This window comes from Amycolatopsis eburnea, from assembly GCF_003937945.1.
In the GTDB taxonomy this organism is placed as follows: domain Bacteria; phylum Actinomycetota; class Actinomycetes; order Mycobacteriales; family Pseudonocardiaceae; genus Amycolatopsis; species Amycolatopsis eburnea.
Genome location: NZ_RSEC01000058.1, coordinates 1092290 through 1110340, shown reverse-complemented (window position 1 = coordinate 1110340; position 18051 = coordinate 1092290). Strand labels below are relative to the sequence as shown.

The following is an 18051-nucleotide window of genomic DNA, read 5'->3' as shown; positions in this document are numbered from 1 at the left end:
TCAGCTCCCCAGTGCGTTGTCGATGAAGTCGAAGAGGTCGTTCGCGGACGCCGTGGCAAGGCTGTCCGGGACGGTGGCGGCTCCCGCGGCGCCGGACCACTTGGCCAGCAACGTCTGGAGCCTGCCGTGGACGGCGGCCCGGGCCGCGTCGTCGAGCTCGGCGGCCAGCAGGCGCGTCTCCAGGCTGTCCACTTCGGACAGCAGCTGGTCCGCGTCCGGCTCGGTGCCGGTCAGTTCGCCGCGCAGGTGCGCCGCCAGCTCGGTGGGCGAAGCGTGGTCGAACACCAGCGTCGAGGGCAGCCGCAAGCCGGTCGCGGTGGCGAGCCGGTTGCGCAGCTCGACGGCGGTCAGCGAGTCGAAGCCGACCTCCAGGAACCCGCGGCCGGGGTCGACCCCGGTGGCGTCGGCGTGCCCGAGCACGGCGGCCATCGCCTCGCGCACCAGGTCGAGCACGATCCCGTCCTGCTCGGCCGGGGTCCGCCCGCCCAGCCGCCGGACCAGCCCAGCGGCGTCGGACGGCGCCGACGTGCGCTGCGGCCGCGCCCGGACGAGCCCACGCAGCAGCGGCGGGACGTCGTCGCCGCGCAGGGCCGCCGGGTCGAGCCGCATGGGCACGACCAGACTCGCCGCGTCGCCGACCGCCGCGTCGAAGAGGCTCAGTCCGTCCTCAGTGGACAGCGGCAGCAACCCGGACCGGCTCATCCGGGCCCGGTCCGCCTCGGCGAGTTCCCCGGCCATGCCGGTTTCCCAAGCACCCCAAGCGATCGAGGTGCCCGGCAACCCCTCGGCCCGGCGGTGGGCGGCGAGCGCGTCGAGGTAGGCATTGGCGGCCGCGTACGCGCCTTGGCCGGCAGTGCCCGCGAGCCCGGACACCGAGGAGAACAGGACGAACGCGGCGAGGTCGGCGTCGCGGGTCAGCTCGTGCAGGTGCCGGGCGCCGTCGGCCTTGGGCGCCAGGACCGCGGCGAGGTCGTCCTCGGTGAGCCGGTCGACGGTGGCGTCGGCCAGCACCCCGGCGGCGTGCACGACCGCGGTGAGCGGCAGCGCCTCGACCAGCTCGGCCACGGCCTCCCGATCGGCGATGTCGCACGCGGCGACCGTCACCTCGGGCAGCTCGGCGACGAGGTCCTTTGCGCCGGGCGCGTCGATCCCGCGCCGGCTGGCGAGGACGACGTGCTTGGCGCCGGTTCGGACGAGGTGCCGGGCCAGCGCGGCCCCGAGCGCGCCGGTGCCGCCGGTGATGAGGACGGTGCCGTCCGGGTCGAAGGCACGCGGGACGGTCAGGGCGAGCTTCCCGACGTGCTTGGCCTGGCTCAGGTAGCGCAGGGCGTCGGGGGCGTGCCGGATGTCCCACGCGCGCACCGGCAGCGGCCGCAGGTGACCGGCCGCGAAGAGGTCGAGGACTTCGGTCAGCATCCGGCCGAGCCGCTCGGCCCCGGCCTCGGCGAGGTCGAAGGCCCGGTGGTTCGGCGCCTCGCGGACGTCGGTCTTGCCCATCTCGAGGAACCGGCCCCCGTCGGCGAGGAGGTTCTGGGAGGCGTCGATGAACTCGCCGGTCAGCGAGTTGAGGACGACGTCCATCCGCGGGAAGCGCTCGGCGAACTCGAGGGTGCGCGAAGAGGCCAGGTGCGCGGCATCGAGGTCGACGGCGGCGTGCTTGCCGGAACTGGCGGTGCCGTACACCTCGGCCCCGAGGTACCGCGCCAGCTGAACGGCGGCCATCCCGACCCCACCGGCGGCCGCGTGCACGAGCACGGACTCCCCCGGCTTCAGCTCGGCCAGCTCGACGAGCCCGTAGTAGGCGGTGAGGAAGGCGACGGGCGTGGTCGCGGCCTGGGCAAACGTCCAGCCGTCCGGGATCGGCTTGAGGAGGCGGTGGTCGGTGGTGGCGTGGGTGGCGAAGGTGCCGGGGAAGAGGCCGAAGACGCGGTCACCGGGGGCGAGGGTGACGCCTTCGCCGATGTCGGTCACGACGCCCGCGGCTTCCTGGCCGAGGGGGACGGGGCCGCCCGGGTAGCGGCCGAGGACGTTGAGGAGATCGCGGAAGTTGATCCCGGCCGCCCGGACGGCGACGCGCACCTCACCGGGGGCGAGGGTTGCGGCCGGACGCGATGGCCCCGCGATGCTGTCAGCCTCGGCCACCTGCCCCGCGCCGGGTGAGCGCGGCTCGGCAAGCGCCGCCGAGGCGACACCCGCGCCTGGAGCGCCGGGGCTCGCCGAACCAGCCGCGCCTAGCGAGCGCGACTCGGCAAGCGCCGACGAGGCGACACTTGTCGGCCCTGCCGAGTTGCGCGGCACCGCCGTGATGCCGTCCACCGTGCCCGGCTCGGTCACCACCAGCTGCCAGTCACCCTGCGGCAGCTCCAGGCCGCCGACCGTCCCGCGCGCGATGCGGGGCACCAGGATCCGCCCCGCCCGCACCGCGACCTCCGGCTCACCGTCCGGCAGCGCCGGCGCGGGCGAACCGTCGTCCAGGTCCAGCAGGCGGAACCGGCCCGGGTGCTCCGAGCGCGCCGCCCGGACCAGGCCCCACGCCGCCGCCGCGGCCGGGTCCGGTACCTCGTCGGCCGCCGCGACCGCGCCGCGGGTCACGAACACCAGCTCGCCGTCGCGGTCGTCGGCCAGCCAGGAGCGGATCGCCGCGAGCACCCGCGCCGTCGTCGTGCGGACGTCCCCCGGCTCGACCGGCGAGAACACCGGCGAAGCCGCCGCAGAACCAGGTTCGGCCTCGCGCCACTCCAGCCGGAACAGCGCGTCGCTGACCTGCGGAACCACCGGCCGCAGCACCAGCGACGCCACCGTCAGCACCGGCCGCCCCTCGCCGTCGGCGACGGTCAGGGAGACCGTGCCCGGCTCGATCGGCGTCAAGCGCACCCGCAGCGACGCCGCGCCCGCGCGGTGGCGGGCCACGCCGGACCACGTGAACGGGAGGCGGCCCTGACCGTCGTCGGGGAGGAGGCCACCCAGGCCCAGGCCGTGCAGCGCCGCGTCCAGCAACGCCGGGTGCAGGCCGAACCGGCCCGCGACGTCGTGGTCGGCGGCCGGCAAGGCCACCTCCGCGAACACCGAACCCTCGTGAAGCCACGCCGCCCGCAGCCCCTGGAACGACAGCCCGTAGGTGAACCCGCGGTCCTCGAAGCCCTGGTACAGGTCCGTCACGTCCACTTCGGACGCTCCGGGCGGCGGCCACTCACCGAGATCCTCGGCCACCACCGGCTCCGCGGACAGCACGCCGGTCGCGTGCCGCGTCCACTCGCCGGAGTCGCGTCGCGAATGGACGGTGACCGTCCGGCGACCGGCGTCGACCGCGACCTGGACACGGGCCGGTTCCGTCAGCGGCAACGGCGCCGCGATCGTCAACTCCTCCAAGTTTTCGTACCCGGCTTCGGCGCCCGCGCGCAGGGCCAGCTCGACGAACGCCGTACCGGGCAGGATGACCGTGCCGTGCACCGCGTGGCCGGCCAGCCACGGCGACTTCCGCGTCGACAGGACGCCGGTCAGCACGTGACCGCCGGCTTCGGGCAGCTCGACCGCCGCGCTGAGCAGCGGGTGCCCGAGCGCGTCGGGCTCGTCGGCCGCGTCCAGCCAGAACCGCTCGTGCTGGAACGAGTACGTCGGCAGATCCGTGCGAATCGGCCCGTCGCCGAACATCCGCGGCCAGTCGACGTCCAGATGGGCCACTGCGGCCAGGACACCGGCCTCTTCCGACCGGCCGGCGACGAGAGTGGGAATCGCGCCATCGACCATCGGCGTCAGCACAGCGTCCGGGCCCAGCTCGACGAACCCGGTGACGCCCGAGGCCCGCAAACGCTCGACAGCCTCGGCGAACCGCACCGGCTCCCGTACCTGCCGCACCCAGTACTCCGGCGTCACCACAGATGAGTCCACAGTGGATACAAAGGGCATCGACGGCTCAGCGCAGACCAGCCCGTCGATCGCGGCCGCGAACTCCGCCAGCATCGGCTCCATCAACGCCGAATGGAACGCGTGACTCGTGTTGAGCCGTTTGGTCTTCGCGAACTTCGCCGCATACTCCGTGACCGCGGCCTCCACACCGGACAGCACCACCGAGTCCGGCCCGTTCACCGCGGCCAGAGACACCCCCTCGGGAAGCTCGATGTCCGCTTCGGACGCCTGGACCGCGATCATCACGCCACCCGCGGGCAACGCCTGCATCAACCGTCCCCGCGCCGACACCAGTGCACAGGCGTCCTCGAGCGACAGGATCCCGGCGACGTGCGCCGCCGCGATCTCCCCCACCGAATGGCCGACCACGGCGTCCGGCCGGACGCCCCACGACTCCAGGAGCCGGAACAACGCCACTTCCACCGCGAAGATGCCCGGCTGCGCGAACTCCGTCTCGGCCGAGCCGAGGAAGTCACCGAGCCGCGGGTCCAGGTGCTCGCACACCGCGTCGAACGCGGCCGCGTAGGCCGGGAAGGCCGCGTACAGCTCCTGGCCCATCCCGGCGCGCTGGGAACCCTGCCCGGAGAACAGGAACGCAACCTTGCCAAGCCCGGGTCGCACCACCTCGGCGACCGCGCGTCCCTCGGCGAGCCCGGTCAGCCCGCGCCGGAACCCGTCGAGGTCGGCGGCGAGCACGACGGCCCGGCATTCGAGCGACGCCCGGCCGGTGACCAGCGTCCGCGCGGTCGCGACGAGATCCGGTCCGGTCTCGAGGAACTCCAGCAGTCGCGACGCCTGGGCCCGCAGGCCCTCCTCGGTCCGCGCCGAAACCAGCCACGGCACCACGTTCCCGGAGAACGTCTCGGCCGGCACCGCCACCGGGGGCGGTTCCTCCAGCACGATGTGCGCGTTGGTGCCGCTGATCCCGAACGACGACACCCCGGCTCGCCGCGGCCGGTCGCCAGCGGGCCAGGCGACGGGCTCGGTCAGCAGCCGCACCGAACCGGCCGACCAGTCCACTTCGGACGACGGCGCATCGACGTGCAACGTCCGGGGCAGCACCCCGTGCCGCAGCGCCTCGACCACCTTGATCACCCCGGCGACCCCGGCGGCCGCCTGCGTGTGCCCGAGGTTCGACTTCACCGAGCCGAGCCACACCGGTTCCGCGCGGTCCTGCCCGTAGGTCGCCAGAAGTGCCTGCGCCTCAATGGGGTCACCGAGGCGAGTGCCCGTCCCGTGCGCCTCGACGACGTCCACATCGGACACCGTCAGGCCCGCGGCCGCCAGCGCGGCCCGGATCACCCGCTGCTGCGACGGCCCGTTCGGCGCGGTCAAGCCGTTCGACGCGCCATCGGAGTTCACCGCGGAACCCCGCAGCACGGCGAGCACCGGGTGACCGAGCCGCTGAGCGTCGGAGAGCCGTTCCACCAGCAGGATCCCGGCGCCTTCACCCCAAGCCGTGCCGTCGGCGGCCGCCGCGAACGGCTTGCAGCGGCCGTCGGCGGCCAGGCCGCGCTGGCGCGAGAACTCGACGAACCCGATCGGCGTGGACATCACCGTCACCCCGCCGGCCAGCGCCAGCGAACACTCCCCGGCCCGCAGTGCCTGCGCCGCCAGGTGCAGCGCCACCAGTGACGACGAACACGCCGTGTCCACGGTGACGGCCGGGCCCTCCAGCCCCAGCGCGTACGCGACGCGGCCGGAGAACACGCTCGCCGAACTGCCGGTGCCGAGGTAGCCCTCGACCTGGTCGCGGGCGTTCATCAGCAGGGTGCTGTAGTCCTGGCCGTTGGTGCCGGCGAACACGCCGACCCGGCTGCCGCGCAACGCCGCCGGGTCGATCCCGGCGCGTTCGAACGCCTCCCACGCGGTCTCCAGCAGCATCCGCTGCTGCGGGTCCATCGCGAGCGCCTCGCGCGGGCTGATCCCGAAGAACGCGGCGTCGAAACCGGTCACGTCGTCCACAAAGGACCCGTGCCGCACGTAAGACCGGCCCGGGGTCTCCGGGTCGGGGTCGTACACGGCGTCGACGTCCCAGCCGCGGTCGGCCGGGAACGGCGTGACCGTGTCCCGGCCGGCGGCCAGGAGTTCCCACAGGTCCTCCGGCGAGCCGACGCCGCCGGGGAACCGGCAGCTCATCGCCACGATCGCGACCGGCTCGTCGGCCGCACCGCGCTCGACGACGTCCGGGCTCGCCACCGCGGCGCCGAAGTGCGACGCGAGGTGGCTGACCAGCGCGGCCGGGCTCGGGTGGTCGAAGACGAGCGTGGCGGGCAGCTTCAGGCCGACCGCGGCGCCGAGCCTGTTGCGCAGCTCGACCGCGGTCAGCGAGTCGAACCCGAGGTCGCGCAGGGCACGGCCCGGGTCGATCCGGTCCGGCTCGGCGAACCCGAGCACGGCGGCGATCTGCGTGCGCACGATCTCGAGCAGCCGCCGGTCCCGCTCCGCCGGCGCCAGGCCCGCCAGGCCGGGCTCGACGGTTTCGGTGCTGGTGCGCGGAAGCAGGTCAACGAGCAGGCGGCCGGGGTCCTGCGCGGCCGTCCAGTCGACGTCGGCGACGACGACGGCCGTGTCGTCGAGGTCGAGGACGCGCTGCAGGCCGTCGAGGGCCAGCTCCGGCGGCATCGGCGGAACCCCGCGCTGCCGCAGCCGCGTCTCGAGGCCGCCGTCGGCCATGCCGCCGCCCGCCCAGTGGCCCCAGCCGATCGACGTCGCCGTCAGCCCGAGGCCGCGGCGGTAACGCGCGAACGCGTCGAGGAAGGCGTTTCCCGGCGCGTAGTTGCCTTGGCCCGCGCCGCCGTAGGTCCCGGCGAGGGACGAGAACAGCACGAACGCGTCGAGGTCGAGGTCCCGGGTCAGCTCGTGCAGCGCGATCGCGGCCTCGGCCTTGACCCGCAGCACACGAGCAGCCTGGTCGAGGGTGAGTTCGTCGAGGACGGCGTCGTCGAGCACGGCGGCGGTGTGGACGACCGCGCGCAGCGGGGCGTCCGCGGGCAGGGCGCCGAGCAGCGCACCGAGCGCGTCGCGGTCGGCGGCGTCGCACGCGGCGACGGTGACCCGCGCGCCGAGGCCGGTGAGTTCGGCTTCCAGCTCCGCGGCTCCTTCGGCTTCGCGGCCGCTACGGCTGACGAGCAAGAGGTGCGGGGCACCTTGGGCGGCCAGCCTGCGGGCGACGTGGGCGCCGAGCGCGCCCGTGCCGCCGGTGATCAGCGTGGTGCCGTCCGGGCGCCAGGTACGCCGGGCGGTCGTGGCGGCGGGCCGGGTCAGCCGCCGGGCGAAGACGCCGTCGGACCGGACGGCGAGTTCGTCCTCGGGGCCGGTCAGCGCGCCGAGGAACAGGTCGACGGTGGCGTCGTCGGCGTCGGCGGGCAGGTCGGCGACGCCGCCCCAGCGGCTCGGCTGCTCCTGGCGGACGACCTGGCCGAGCCCCCAGACGAGGGCCTGCTCCGGGTCGGTGACCGGGTCGGCGGCGCCGGTCGAGACCGCCCCGCGGGTGACCATCCACAACGGAACGTCGGCGCGGACCAGCGCCAGCGCGGCGGCGAACCCGGCGGGCACGTCCGGGTGGCTCGGAGTACGTCCGGCCGGGGCGACGGCGATGACGCCGCGAACCCCGGTGGTGTCCTCGAGTTCGGCCGCGCGGACCACCTCGGCGCCGTGCCGGGTGAGGCCCTGGGCGATGCGGTCGGCGAGGTCGTCGTCCGGACCGCACACGACCCAGGTTCCCTCCACAATGGACTTCTCGGCGGGGACGAGCCGCCAGGTGACTTCGTAGCGCAGGTCGTCGACGGCCGTGCGGCGGCGCGAAGATGCGGGCTCGGACCAGTAGCGGTCGCGCTGGAACGGGTAGGTGGGCAGGGTGACGCGGCGGGTGCCGGTACCGGCGAACAACCCCGCCCAGTCGACGTCGGCGCCGCGGGCGAACGCCTCGCCCAGCGAGGTGAAGAACCGGGTCAGGCCGCCGTCGCCGCGGCGCAGGGTGCCGACCGCGGCGGCCGCCGCACCGGCCTGATCGACGGTCTCCTCGACGCCGACGGTGAGCACCGGGTGGGCACTGCACTCGATGAAGACGGTCGCCCGCACCCCGAGCAGGGTCGAGACGGCCTGGTCGAACCGGACGGGTTCGCGCAGGTTGCGGTACCAGTAGGCCGCGTCGAGCCCGGCGGTGTCGAGCACTTCCCCGGTCACCGCGGAGACGAACGGGATCCCGCCCGGGCGCGGCTTCACCTCGGCGAGTACCGACGCCAGCTCATCGGCCAGCAACTCGACCTGCGCCGAGTGCGACGCGTAATCGACGGCGATCCGCCGCGCCCGCACGTCCACCGCGGCCAGCAGCTCGTCGAGCGCCGCCACCTCACCGGAGACCACGACCGACGACGGCCCGTTCACCGCCGCCACCGAAATCCGCCCGCCCCACGGTGCGATCAGCTCACGCGCACGTTCGACCGACGTGCCCAGCGACACCATCCCGCCGAGTCCGGACAGCCGGAGGATCGCCTTGCTCCGGAGAGCAACCACCCGCGCACCATCCTCAAGGGACAGTCCCCCCGCGACCACGGCGGCCGCGATCTCACCCTGCGAATGCCCCACAACGGCAGCGGGTTCGACGCCGTACGACCGCCACACCTCGGCCAGCGAGACCATCACCGCCCACAGAACCGGCTGCACGACATCGACCCGCGAAAGGTCGCCATCGAGCGCGTCCAAGAGCTTCCAGTCCACAAAGGGCTCCAGCGCCGCCGCGCATTCGGCCATCCGCGCGGCGAACACCGGTGAGGCTTTGAGGAGTTCTCGCCCCATCCCGGTCCACTGCGAACCCTGACCGGGGAACACGAAGACGACGTCACCCGGGTTGGCCGGCTCGCTGACCCCGTCGATGACGGCGTCGAGCCCGGCGGCGTCGAGGACGACGGCGCGGTGCTCGCGGACCGACCGCGTGGTGGCCAGCGCGCGGCCGACGTCCACGGGGTCGCCGTCGTGGTCCAGTAGCGCCCGGGCGAGGTCACGCAGCGCCGGGCCGGTCTTGGCCGAGAGCACCCACGGCACCACGGGCAGCGGCGACGACGGCTCGCCGACTTCCGGCGGGACCGCCTCGATGATCACGTGCGCGTTGGTGCCGCTGACCCCGAACGACGACACCCCGGCCCGCCGCGGCGCGCCGGTCTCCGGCCACGGCACGGCTTCGGTGAGCAGCCGGACCTGACCGGCCGACCAGTCCACATGCGACGACGGCGTGTCGACGTGCAAGGTCCGGGGCAGCACGCCGTGGCGCATCGCCTCGATCATCTTGATGACCCCGCCGACCCCGGCCGCGGCCTGCGTGTGCCCGAGGTTGGACTTCAGCGACCCCAGCCACAGCGGCCGCTCCCGGTCCTGCCCGTACGTCGCCAGCAGCGCCTCGGCCTCGATCGGGTCACCCAGCGTCGTGCCGGTCCCATGCGCTTCGACGACGTCCACATCGGACGGTGCCAGCCGCGCGTTCGCCAGCGCGGCCCGGATCACCCGCTGCTGCGACGGCCCGTTCGGGGCGGTGAGGCCGTTGGACGCGCCGTCGGAGTTGACCGCCGAGCCGCGCAGCACCGCGAGCACCGGGTGCCCGTGGCGGCGGGCGTCGGAAAGCCGTTCCAGCACGAGCATCCCGGCGCCCTCGCCCCACGCCGTGCCGTCGGCGGCTTCGGCGAAGGCCTTGCAGCGGGCGTCGGCGGCGAGCCCGTTCTGCTGGCTGAACTCGACGAACCCCTCGGGCGTGGTCATCACGGTGACCCCGCCAGCGAGGGCGAGGGAACATTCGCCCGCGCGCAGCGCCTGCGCGGCGAGGTGCAGGGCGACGAGCGAGGACGAGCACGCCGTGTCGACCGTGATCGCCGGGCCTTCCAGGCCGAACGTGTAGGCGATCCGGCCGGAGAAGACGCTGGCCGCGCTGCCGGTCAGGAGGTAGCCGGACAGGGCTTCGATCTGTTCTTCCGACGGCCCGGAAATCTGCGCCATGCCCCCGACGAACACGCCGGTGCGGCTCCCGCGCAGCCCGTCGACCGGCAATCCGGCGCGCTCGAACGCCTCGTGCGCGACTTCGAGCAGCAGCCGCTGCTGCGGATCCATCGCGACGGCTTCGCGCGGCGAGATCCCGAAGAACTCGGGGTCGAAGTCGGCGGCTTCGGGCAGGAACCCGCCCTCGCGGACGTAGCTGTGCCCGGGCCGCGGATCCCCGGGCCGGTAGAGCCGCGCGGTGTCCCAGCCGCGGTCGGCGGGGAAGCCGCCGATCGCGTCGGTCCCGGCGGCGACCAGGTCCCACAGCCGTTCGGGCGTGTTCGCCCCACCGGGGTACCGGCAGGCGGTACCGACGATGGCGATCGGCTCCCCCGCCTTCTCCTCGGCCTCGCGCAGCCGCGCCCGGACGTCGTGCAGGTCGGCCGTCACGCGCTTGAGGAAGTAGCGGAGCTTGTCTTCACTCGACATGGGTGGTCCTCGGGAAACAGGGGGTCGGGGGATGCGCGCGCCCGGAGGTCTTGAATGAGTCATTCAGGACCTCCGGCGACCTGAATGACTCATTCAGGACGTCTCGGCGCGCGGCGGTATAGCGGTGAGTGGGCCGGCTCGCGGCGGCCGCTCCCACCGGGGACCCTCGGTGCCGAACGCCCGCAAAGGTCTTGAATGAGTCATTCAGGACCTCCAGCGTCCTGAATGACTCATTCAGGACGCTTCGGCGCGCGGCGGGGCAGCCGGTCGGGGCGCGCATCACGAGATGCCGAACTCGGTGTCGAGGAGGCGGAACATCTCGTCGTCGTCGGCCGCGTCGAGGCGCTCCGCGATCGACTCGCGGTCCTCGCGCCACTGGGCGAGCAGGACCTCCAGCCGGGCCAGTGCCCGGCCGCGGTCCGCCGCATCAGCCGTCGTCAGACCGGCTTCGAGGCGGTCCAGCTCCTCGGCGAGGTCGTCGGCCGCCGGTTCGACGCGGGTGCGCAAGTGGGTGGCCAGCGCTTCCGCCGTCGGGTGGTCGAAGACCAGCGTGCTGGGCAGGCTGAGCCCGGTCGCGCGGGACAGCCCGTTGCGCAGCTCGACCGACGCCAGCGAGTCGAGGCCGAGGTCGCGCAGCGGCTGCCGGACGTCGACCGACTCCGGGGTCGCGTGCCCGAGCACCACGGCGATCTCGCCGCGCACGATGTCGAGCAGCAGCCGGTCCAGCTCGGGTCCCGAAGCGGTGCCGAGGATCTCCGCGACCGCGCCGCCGCCCGCCGGGTCCAGCGCCAGCACCTCGCGGACCTCGGACAGCTCGCCCAGCAGCGGGCTCGGGCGCTGGGCGGTGAACGCCGGCACGAACCGCGTCCAGTCGACGTCCGCGACGACGACCGACGGCTCGTCCCGCTCCACCGCCGCGAGCAGCTCCGCGACCGCCCGCTCGGGCGGCAGGCCCGGCACGCCCCGCCGCGCCATCTGCACGCCGGCCTCGCCCTCCGCCAGGCCCGGGCCGGCCCACGGGCCCCACGCGATCGACGTCGCCGTCAGGCCGCGGGCCCGGCGGGCTTCGGCGACGCCGTCGAGCGCCGCGTTCGCCGCGGAGTAGGCGCCCTGGCCGCCGCTGCCCCAGGTGGCCGCGATCGAGGAGAACAGCACGAACGCGTCGAGCGGGGTGTCGCCGAGCAGCTCGTCGAGGTGTGCCGCGCCCCGCACCTTCGCCGAGCGGACCCGCTCGAACTCGGCCACGGACGTCTCGGCCAGGTACTCGGGGTCGGCCGCGCCCGCCGCGTGGAGCACCGCGGACGGCGGGAACTCGGCCAGCAGCGCGGCCAGCGCGTCGCGGTCGGCGACGTCGCACGCCCGGACCGTCACCCGCGCGCCGAGCGCGGTCAGGTCCTCGACCAGCCCGGGTGCGGCCACGCCGCGACGGCCGGTCAGCACCAGGTGCTCGGCGCCGTCGGCCGCCAGGCGCCGGGCCACGTGCCCGCCCAGCGCGCCGGTGCCGCCGGTGATCAGCACCTTGCCGCGCGGCCGCCATTCGCGGACCTTCCGCGCGGACGTCCGCACCAGCCGCCGGCCGAACACCCCGGACGCACGCACCGCGATCTGGTCCTCGAGCCCGCCGAGCACCAGGTCGGCGTCGCCGTCGAGGTCGACGCACCCGCCCCAGCGGCGCGGGTGCTCCAACCCCACCACGCGGCCGAGACCCCAGATCCCGGCCGCGGCGGGGTCCACCGGTTCACCCGGCTCGACCTGGACGGCGTTGCGCGTGACGCACCACAACGGCGCGTCCCGGCCCGCGTCCCCGAGGGCCTGGACGAGCACGAGGACATCGGCGGCGTCGGTGAGGTAGGACAGCACGCCGTCGGTCTCCGGCAGCCGGGCCGCGAGGTCCGCGCGGCCGATCCCGGCGGGCACCTCCAGCACCGTGACGCCGTCGGGGAGCCGCACGTCGGTGCCTTCGGGGACGACTGCGAGCCACCAGCCGTCGAGCGGCGCCGGGGTGTCGATCGGCTGCCAGACCACGCGGTAGCGCCAATCCGCGGTGCCACCGTCGGCCTCGCCACGCCACCGGGACAGCGCGGGCAGCACCGCGTCCACTGTGGAGCGTTCGACGCCGAGTGTCTCGGCCAGCCCGTCACCGTCGCCGTCGCGGACGGCGGCCCAGAACCGGTCGCCCGCCGGGTCGGCTGCGGGCGGCGTGCCCGGGGCGAGCCAGTACCGCTCACGCTCGAACGGGTAAGTCGGCAGGTCGACCCGCGTGGTCGCCGTACCGAGCAGCGACGTCCACTGTGGACTGACACCTCGGACGTGCAGGCGAGCCAGCGCGGTGAGCAGCGTTTCCGGTTCGGACCGGTCCGCGCGCAGCACCGGCACCGCACCTTCGACCAGCGCCGACAGGACGGCGTCCGGGCCGATCTCGACGAACGTCGTGACGCCGTCGGCGCGCAACGCCTCGACCCCGTCGGCGAACCGGACGGTGGCTTCGACTTGTCCGGCCCAGTACTCCGCCGTTTCCGGGCCGGTCCCGCCGGTCGGCACGAACGGCAACTCCGGCGCGGCGAACGGCAGCGTGTCCAGGACCGCGCGGAAATCCGGCACCATCGGCGCCATCAGCGGGGAGTGGAACGCATGGCTCGTGGCGAGCCGCTTGGTCTTGGCGAACGTCGCCGCGTACTCGGTCACCGCGGCTTCCGCACCGGACAGCACGACGGCGTCCGGGCCGTTGACCGCGGCCAGCGCCACCCCCTCGGGCAGCTGAAGATCCTCTTCGGACGCCTGGACCGCGATCATCACGCCGCCCTCGGGCAGCGCCTGCATCAGCCGGCCGCGGGCGGCGACCAGCGTGACCGCGTCGTCGAGCGTCAGGATCCCGGCGACGTGGGCGGCGGCGATCTCGCCGACCGAGTGGCCCAGCACGGCGTCCGGCCGGATGCCCCACGTTTCGAGGAGCCGCACGAGCGCGACCTCGACCGCGAAGATGCCCTGCTGCGCGTACTCGGTGCCGTCGGGGTCACCCGCGAACACGACCTCCCGCACCCGCGGATCCGGGCACGCGGCGTCGAACGCGGCCGCGAACGCCGGGTACTTCTCGTACAGCTCACGGCCCATCCCGGCCCGCTGGGAACCCTGGCCGGTGAACAGGAACGCCGTCTTCCCGCGCTCGGCGACGCCGGTGATCACGCCCCGGCCGTCGCGGATCGCGGCGAGCCCGGCGGCGCGTTCCTCCGGCGTGGCCGCGATGACGACCGCGCGGTGATCGAAAGCGGCCCGCCCGGCAGCGAGGATCCGCGCCACCTCGGCGGGATCGGCGTCGACCGCGAGCAGCTGGTCGGCCTGCGCTCGCAACGCCGTTTCCGTGCGCGCCGACAGCAGCCAGGGCAGCGGGCCCGCGACGGGGTCCGGAGCCGGGGTGTCCGCCGGGTGTTCGAGGATCACGTGGGCGTTCGTGCCGCCGACGCCGAACGACGACACGGCGGCGCGCCGGACGTCGGTCTCCGGCCACGGCGTGGTGTCGGTCAGCAGCGCGACCGCACCCGCCGTCCAATCCACTTTGGACGACGGCGTGTCGAGGTGCAACGTCCGCGGCAGGACGCCGTGGCGCATGGCCTCGATCATCTTGATGATGCCGCCGACGCCGGATGCGGCCTGCGCGTGCCCGATGGTGGACTTGAGCGACCCGAGCCACAGCGGCGACGGCCGGTCCTGGCCGTAGGTGGCGAGCACGGCCTGCGCCTCGATCGGGTCGCCCAGCACCGTGCCGGTGCCGTGGGCTTCGACGGCGTCGACGTCCGATGCGGACAGTCCGGCGTTGGCCAGCGCCTGCCGGATCACCCGCTGCTGCGACGGCCCGTTCGGCGCGGTGAGGCCGTTGGACGCGCCGTCGGAGTTCACCGCCGACCCGGCGACCACGGCCAGCACCGGGTGCCCGAGGCGGCGGGCGTCCGAAAGCCGTTCCAGCAGCAGCATCCCGGCACCTTCGGCCCAGGCCGTGCCGTCCGCGTTGTCCGAAAAGGACTTGATCCGGCCGTCCGGGGCGAGCCCGCGCTGGCGGCTGAACTCGACGAACGCGCCGGGGCTCGACATCACCGTGACGCCACCGGCCAGCGCGAGCGTGCACTCCCCCGCCCGCAGGGACTGCGCCGCGAGGTGCAGCGCGACCAAAGAGGACGAACAGGCCGTGTCGACGGTCAGCGTCGGCCCTTCGAAGCCGAACGTGTAGGCGATCCGTCCGGAAAGGACGCTGGCCGCGGTGCCGGTGCCGAGGTTGCCGCCGACGTGCTCGGGGGCTTCGTGCAGCGGCGGGCCGTAGTCCTGCGACGCGGTGCCGGCGAACACGCCGACAGCGTCGGCCCGGACCGCGCGCGGGTCGATGCCCGCGTGCTCGAACGTTTCCCAGGCGACTTCGAGGAGCAGCCGCTGCTGCGGGTCCATCGCCAGCGCCTCGCGCGGGCTGAGCCCGAAGAACGCGGCGTCGAACCCCGCGGCGTCGGCGAGGAAACCGCCGTGCCGGACGTAGGTCTTGCCCGGGCGGCCGGGTTCCGGGTCGTGCAGCCCGTCGACGTCCCAGCCGCGGTCCGCGGGGAACGCGCTGATCGCGTCGGTGCCGCTGAGCACGAGGTCCCACAGCTGGGCCGGGGACGCGACGCCGCCCGGGTAGCGGCAGCCCATGCCGACGACGACGATCGGGTCGGCCGAACCCGCGTGCGCGGTGACGGTTCCGGTCGCCGTCTCGCCGGCGAGCCACGCGGCGAGCGCGGCCGGGGTCGGGTGGTCGAAGACGAGCGTGGCGGGCAGCGTCACGCCGGTCGCCACGCCGAGCCGGGAGCTGAGTTCGACCGCGGTCAGCGAGTCGAAGCCCAGGTCGGCGAACGCGCGGTCGGCGTCGAGGGGTTCGGTGTGGCCGAGCACGGCGGCGGCCTGCGCGCGGACGAGGTCGGTCAGGTTCCCGCCTGACACGGGCACTTCCGGGCGGACGCGGGCCGGGGCGCGACCGTCCGCGGTGAGCCAGTAGCGCTCGTGCTGGAAGGCATACGTCGGCAGCTCGGTGCGCCGGGCACCGGCGAAGAACGCGGCCCAGTCGACCGGGACGCCGTGGGTGTGCAGGGTGGCGACCGCCGTCAGCAGGGTGGCGGCCTCGTCGCGGTCCGGGCGCAGCGCGACCGCGGTCACGGCGTCGGTGAGGCCGCGGGCGAGGGCGGTGAGCACGCCGTCGGGGCCGAGTTCCAGGTAGGCCGTGACCTCCTGCCCGGCCAGCGTCGCGACGGCGTCGGCGAAGCGGACCGGCTCGCGGACCTGCGCGACCCAGTGGTCCACTGTGGACCCACCGGTGACCTGTCCGGTGCGGGTGGACACCAGCGGCAGGGCCGGTGGGCGGAAGTCCAGTTCCCGCACGGCTTCTGCCAGGAGATCGAGAACCGGGTCCATCGCAGCGGAGTGGAACGCGTGGCTCGTCGTGAGCCGCCGGGTCCGGCGGCCCTGGGCGGACCAGTGCGCCACGACTTCCGCAACGGCGTCTTCCGGGCCGGAAACCACGACGGCCGAGGGGCCGTTGACGGCGGCGAGGTCGACGTCCGGTGGGAGCGTGAGTTCGGCTTCACCGGCCTCGATCGCGGCCATGGCACCGCCGGCGGGCACCGCGGCCATCAGCCGGCCGCGGGCGGCGACCAGCGTCGCCGCGTCGGCGAGCGAAAGCACCCCGGCCAGGTGGGCGGCGGTGATCTCCCCGAGCGAGTGACCGGCCACGACGTCCGGCCGGATGCCCCACGACTCGACGAGCCGGGCCAGCGCAACCTCGACCGCGAACAGCCCGGCCTGCGCGTAGTCGGTGCGGTCGAGCAGCGTGTCGACGTCGGCGAAGACGACGTCCTTGAGCGGCGGCGCGCCGTCCCAGCGCGCGTCGATCTCCGCGCAGACGGCGTCGAACGCGGCGGCGAACACCGGGAAGGCGGTGTACAGCTCGCGGCCCATGCCCGGCCGCTGGGCACCCTGGCCGGTGCAGAGGAACGCGAGCTTGGTCTCGGCCCGTGCCTTGCCTTCGACGAGCCCGGCGGCCGGCCGCCCCTCGGCCAGCGCGGCCAGCGCGGCGACCGGATCACCGACGACGACGGCCCGGTGCTCCAGCCGAGCCCGGGTGGTGGCCAGCGAGAACGCGACATCGACGCTCGGCTCGACCCCGCTCAGCCGGACTGCCTGCGCTCGCAAAGCTTCCGGTGTCTTGGCCGACAGCAGCCACGGCCCCAAGCGCCCCAATGTGGCGTTGGGTGCATCCAGCGCACCCAATGTGGCGTTCGGTGCGTCTGACGCAACCAACGCCACATTGGGGCGCTCCTCGACGATGACGTGCGCGTTCGTGCCACTGACCCCGAACGACGAGACCCCGGCGCGGCGCGGGCGGTCCCCGGCGGGCCACGGCTGCGGCGACGTGAGCAACGAAACCGCGCCGGACGTCCAGTCGACGTGCGGCGAGCGCTCCTCAGCGTGCAGCGTGCGCGGCAGCTTCTCCGCACGGAGGGCGAGGACCGTCTTGATGATCCCGCCGATCCCGGCCGCGGCCTGGGCGTGCCCGATGTTCGACTTCAGCGACCCCAGCCACAGCGGCGTCGCCCGGTCCTGGCCGTAGGTCGCGAGCAGCGCCCCCGCCTCGATCGGGTCGCCGAGGACGGTGCCGGTGCCGTGCGCCTCGACCGCGTCCACATCGGACGGCACGAGCCGCGCGTCGGCCAGCGCGGCCCGGATGACCCGTTGCTGCGCGGGGCCGCTGGGCGCGGTGAGGCCGTTGGACGCGCCGTCGGAGTTGACCGCCGACCCCGCCAGCACGGCCAGCACGGAGTGGCCGTTGGCTTCGGCGTCCGACAGGCGTTCCAGCACGAGGACGCCGACGCCCTCGGCCCAGCCGGTGCCGTCCGCGCCGGCGCCGAAGGACTTGCAGCGGCCGTCCGGGGCGAGCCCGCGCTGCCTGCTGAACTCGACGAACCCGCCGGGCGTGCTCATCACCGACACGCCGGCCGCCAGCGCGAGCGTGCTCTCGCCCGCGCGCAGTGACCGGATCGCCAGGTGCACCGCGACCAGCGACGCCGAGCACGCGGTGTCCACCGTGAGCGCCGGGCCTTCGAGGCCGAAGGCGTACGCGATCCGTCCGGAAAGGACACTCGCGGCGAGCCCCGTCAGCAGGTGCCCTTCGACGTCCGCGGGTGCCTCGTGCAGCCGGGGCCCGTAGTCCTGGCCGTTGGTGCCCGCGAACACGCCGGTTTTGCTGCCCCGCACGGAATCCGGGGCGATGCCGGCCCGCTCGAACGCCTCCCAGGCGGCTTCGAGCAGGAGCCGCTGCTGCGGGTCCATCGCCGTGGCTTCGCGCGGGCTGAGGTCGAACAGCGCGGCGTCGAACCCGGCGACGTCGTCGAGGAAACCGCCGTGCCGGACGTAACTCGTGCCGGGCGCCGACGAAGGGTCGTACAGCTTCGACAGGTCCCAGCCGCGGTCCCGCGGGAATTCGGTGACGGCGTCGCGGCCCTCGTCGACCAGCGCCCACAGCTCCTCGGGCGAGGTGACGCCGCCGGGGTACCGGCAGCTCATCCCGACGACGGCGATCGGCTCGTGCGCGCGGTCTTCGAGTTCGCGGACCCGGCCGCGGGCCTCGCGCAGGTCGCCGGTGGCCCGCTTGAGGTAGTCGAGGAGCTTCTGTTCGTT

Annotated in this window: 2 pseudogenes; both read right to left on the bottom strand. The window is 74.5% G+C overall.

The features are described from left to right. Positions 1–10362 (bottom strand): annotated as a pseudogene (locus EIY87_RS30565) (type I polyketide synthase); the annotation flags it as partial. 279 nt (positions 10363–10641) lie between these two features. After that, positions 10642–18042, bottom strand: a pseudogene (locus tag EIY87_RS30560) (type I polyketide synthase); the annotation flags it as partial. Positions 18043–18051: the final 9 nt, after the last annotated feature.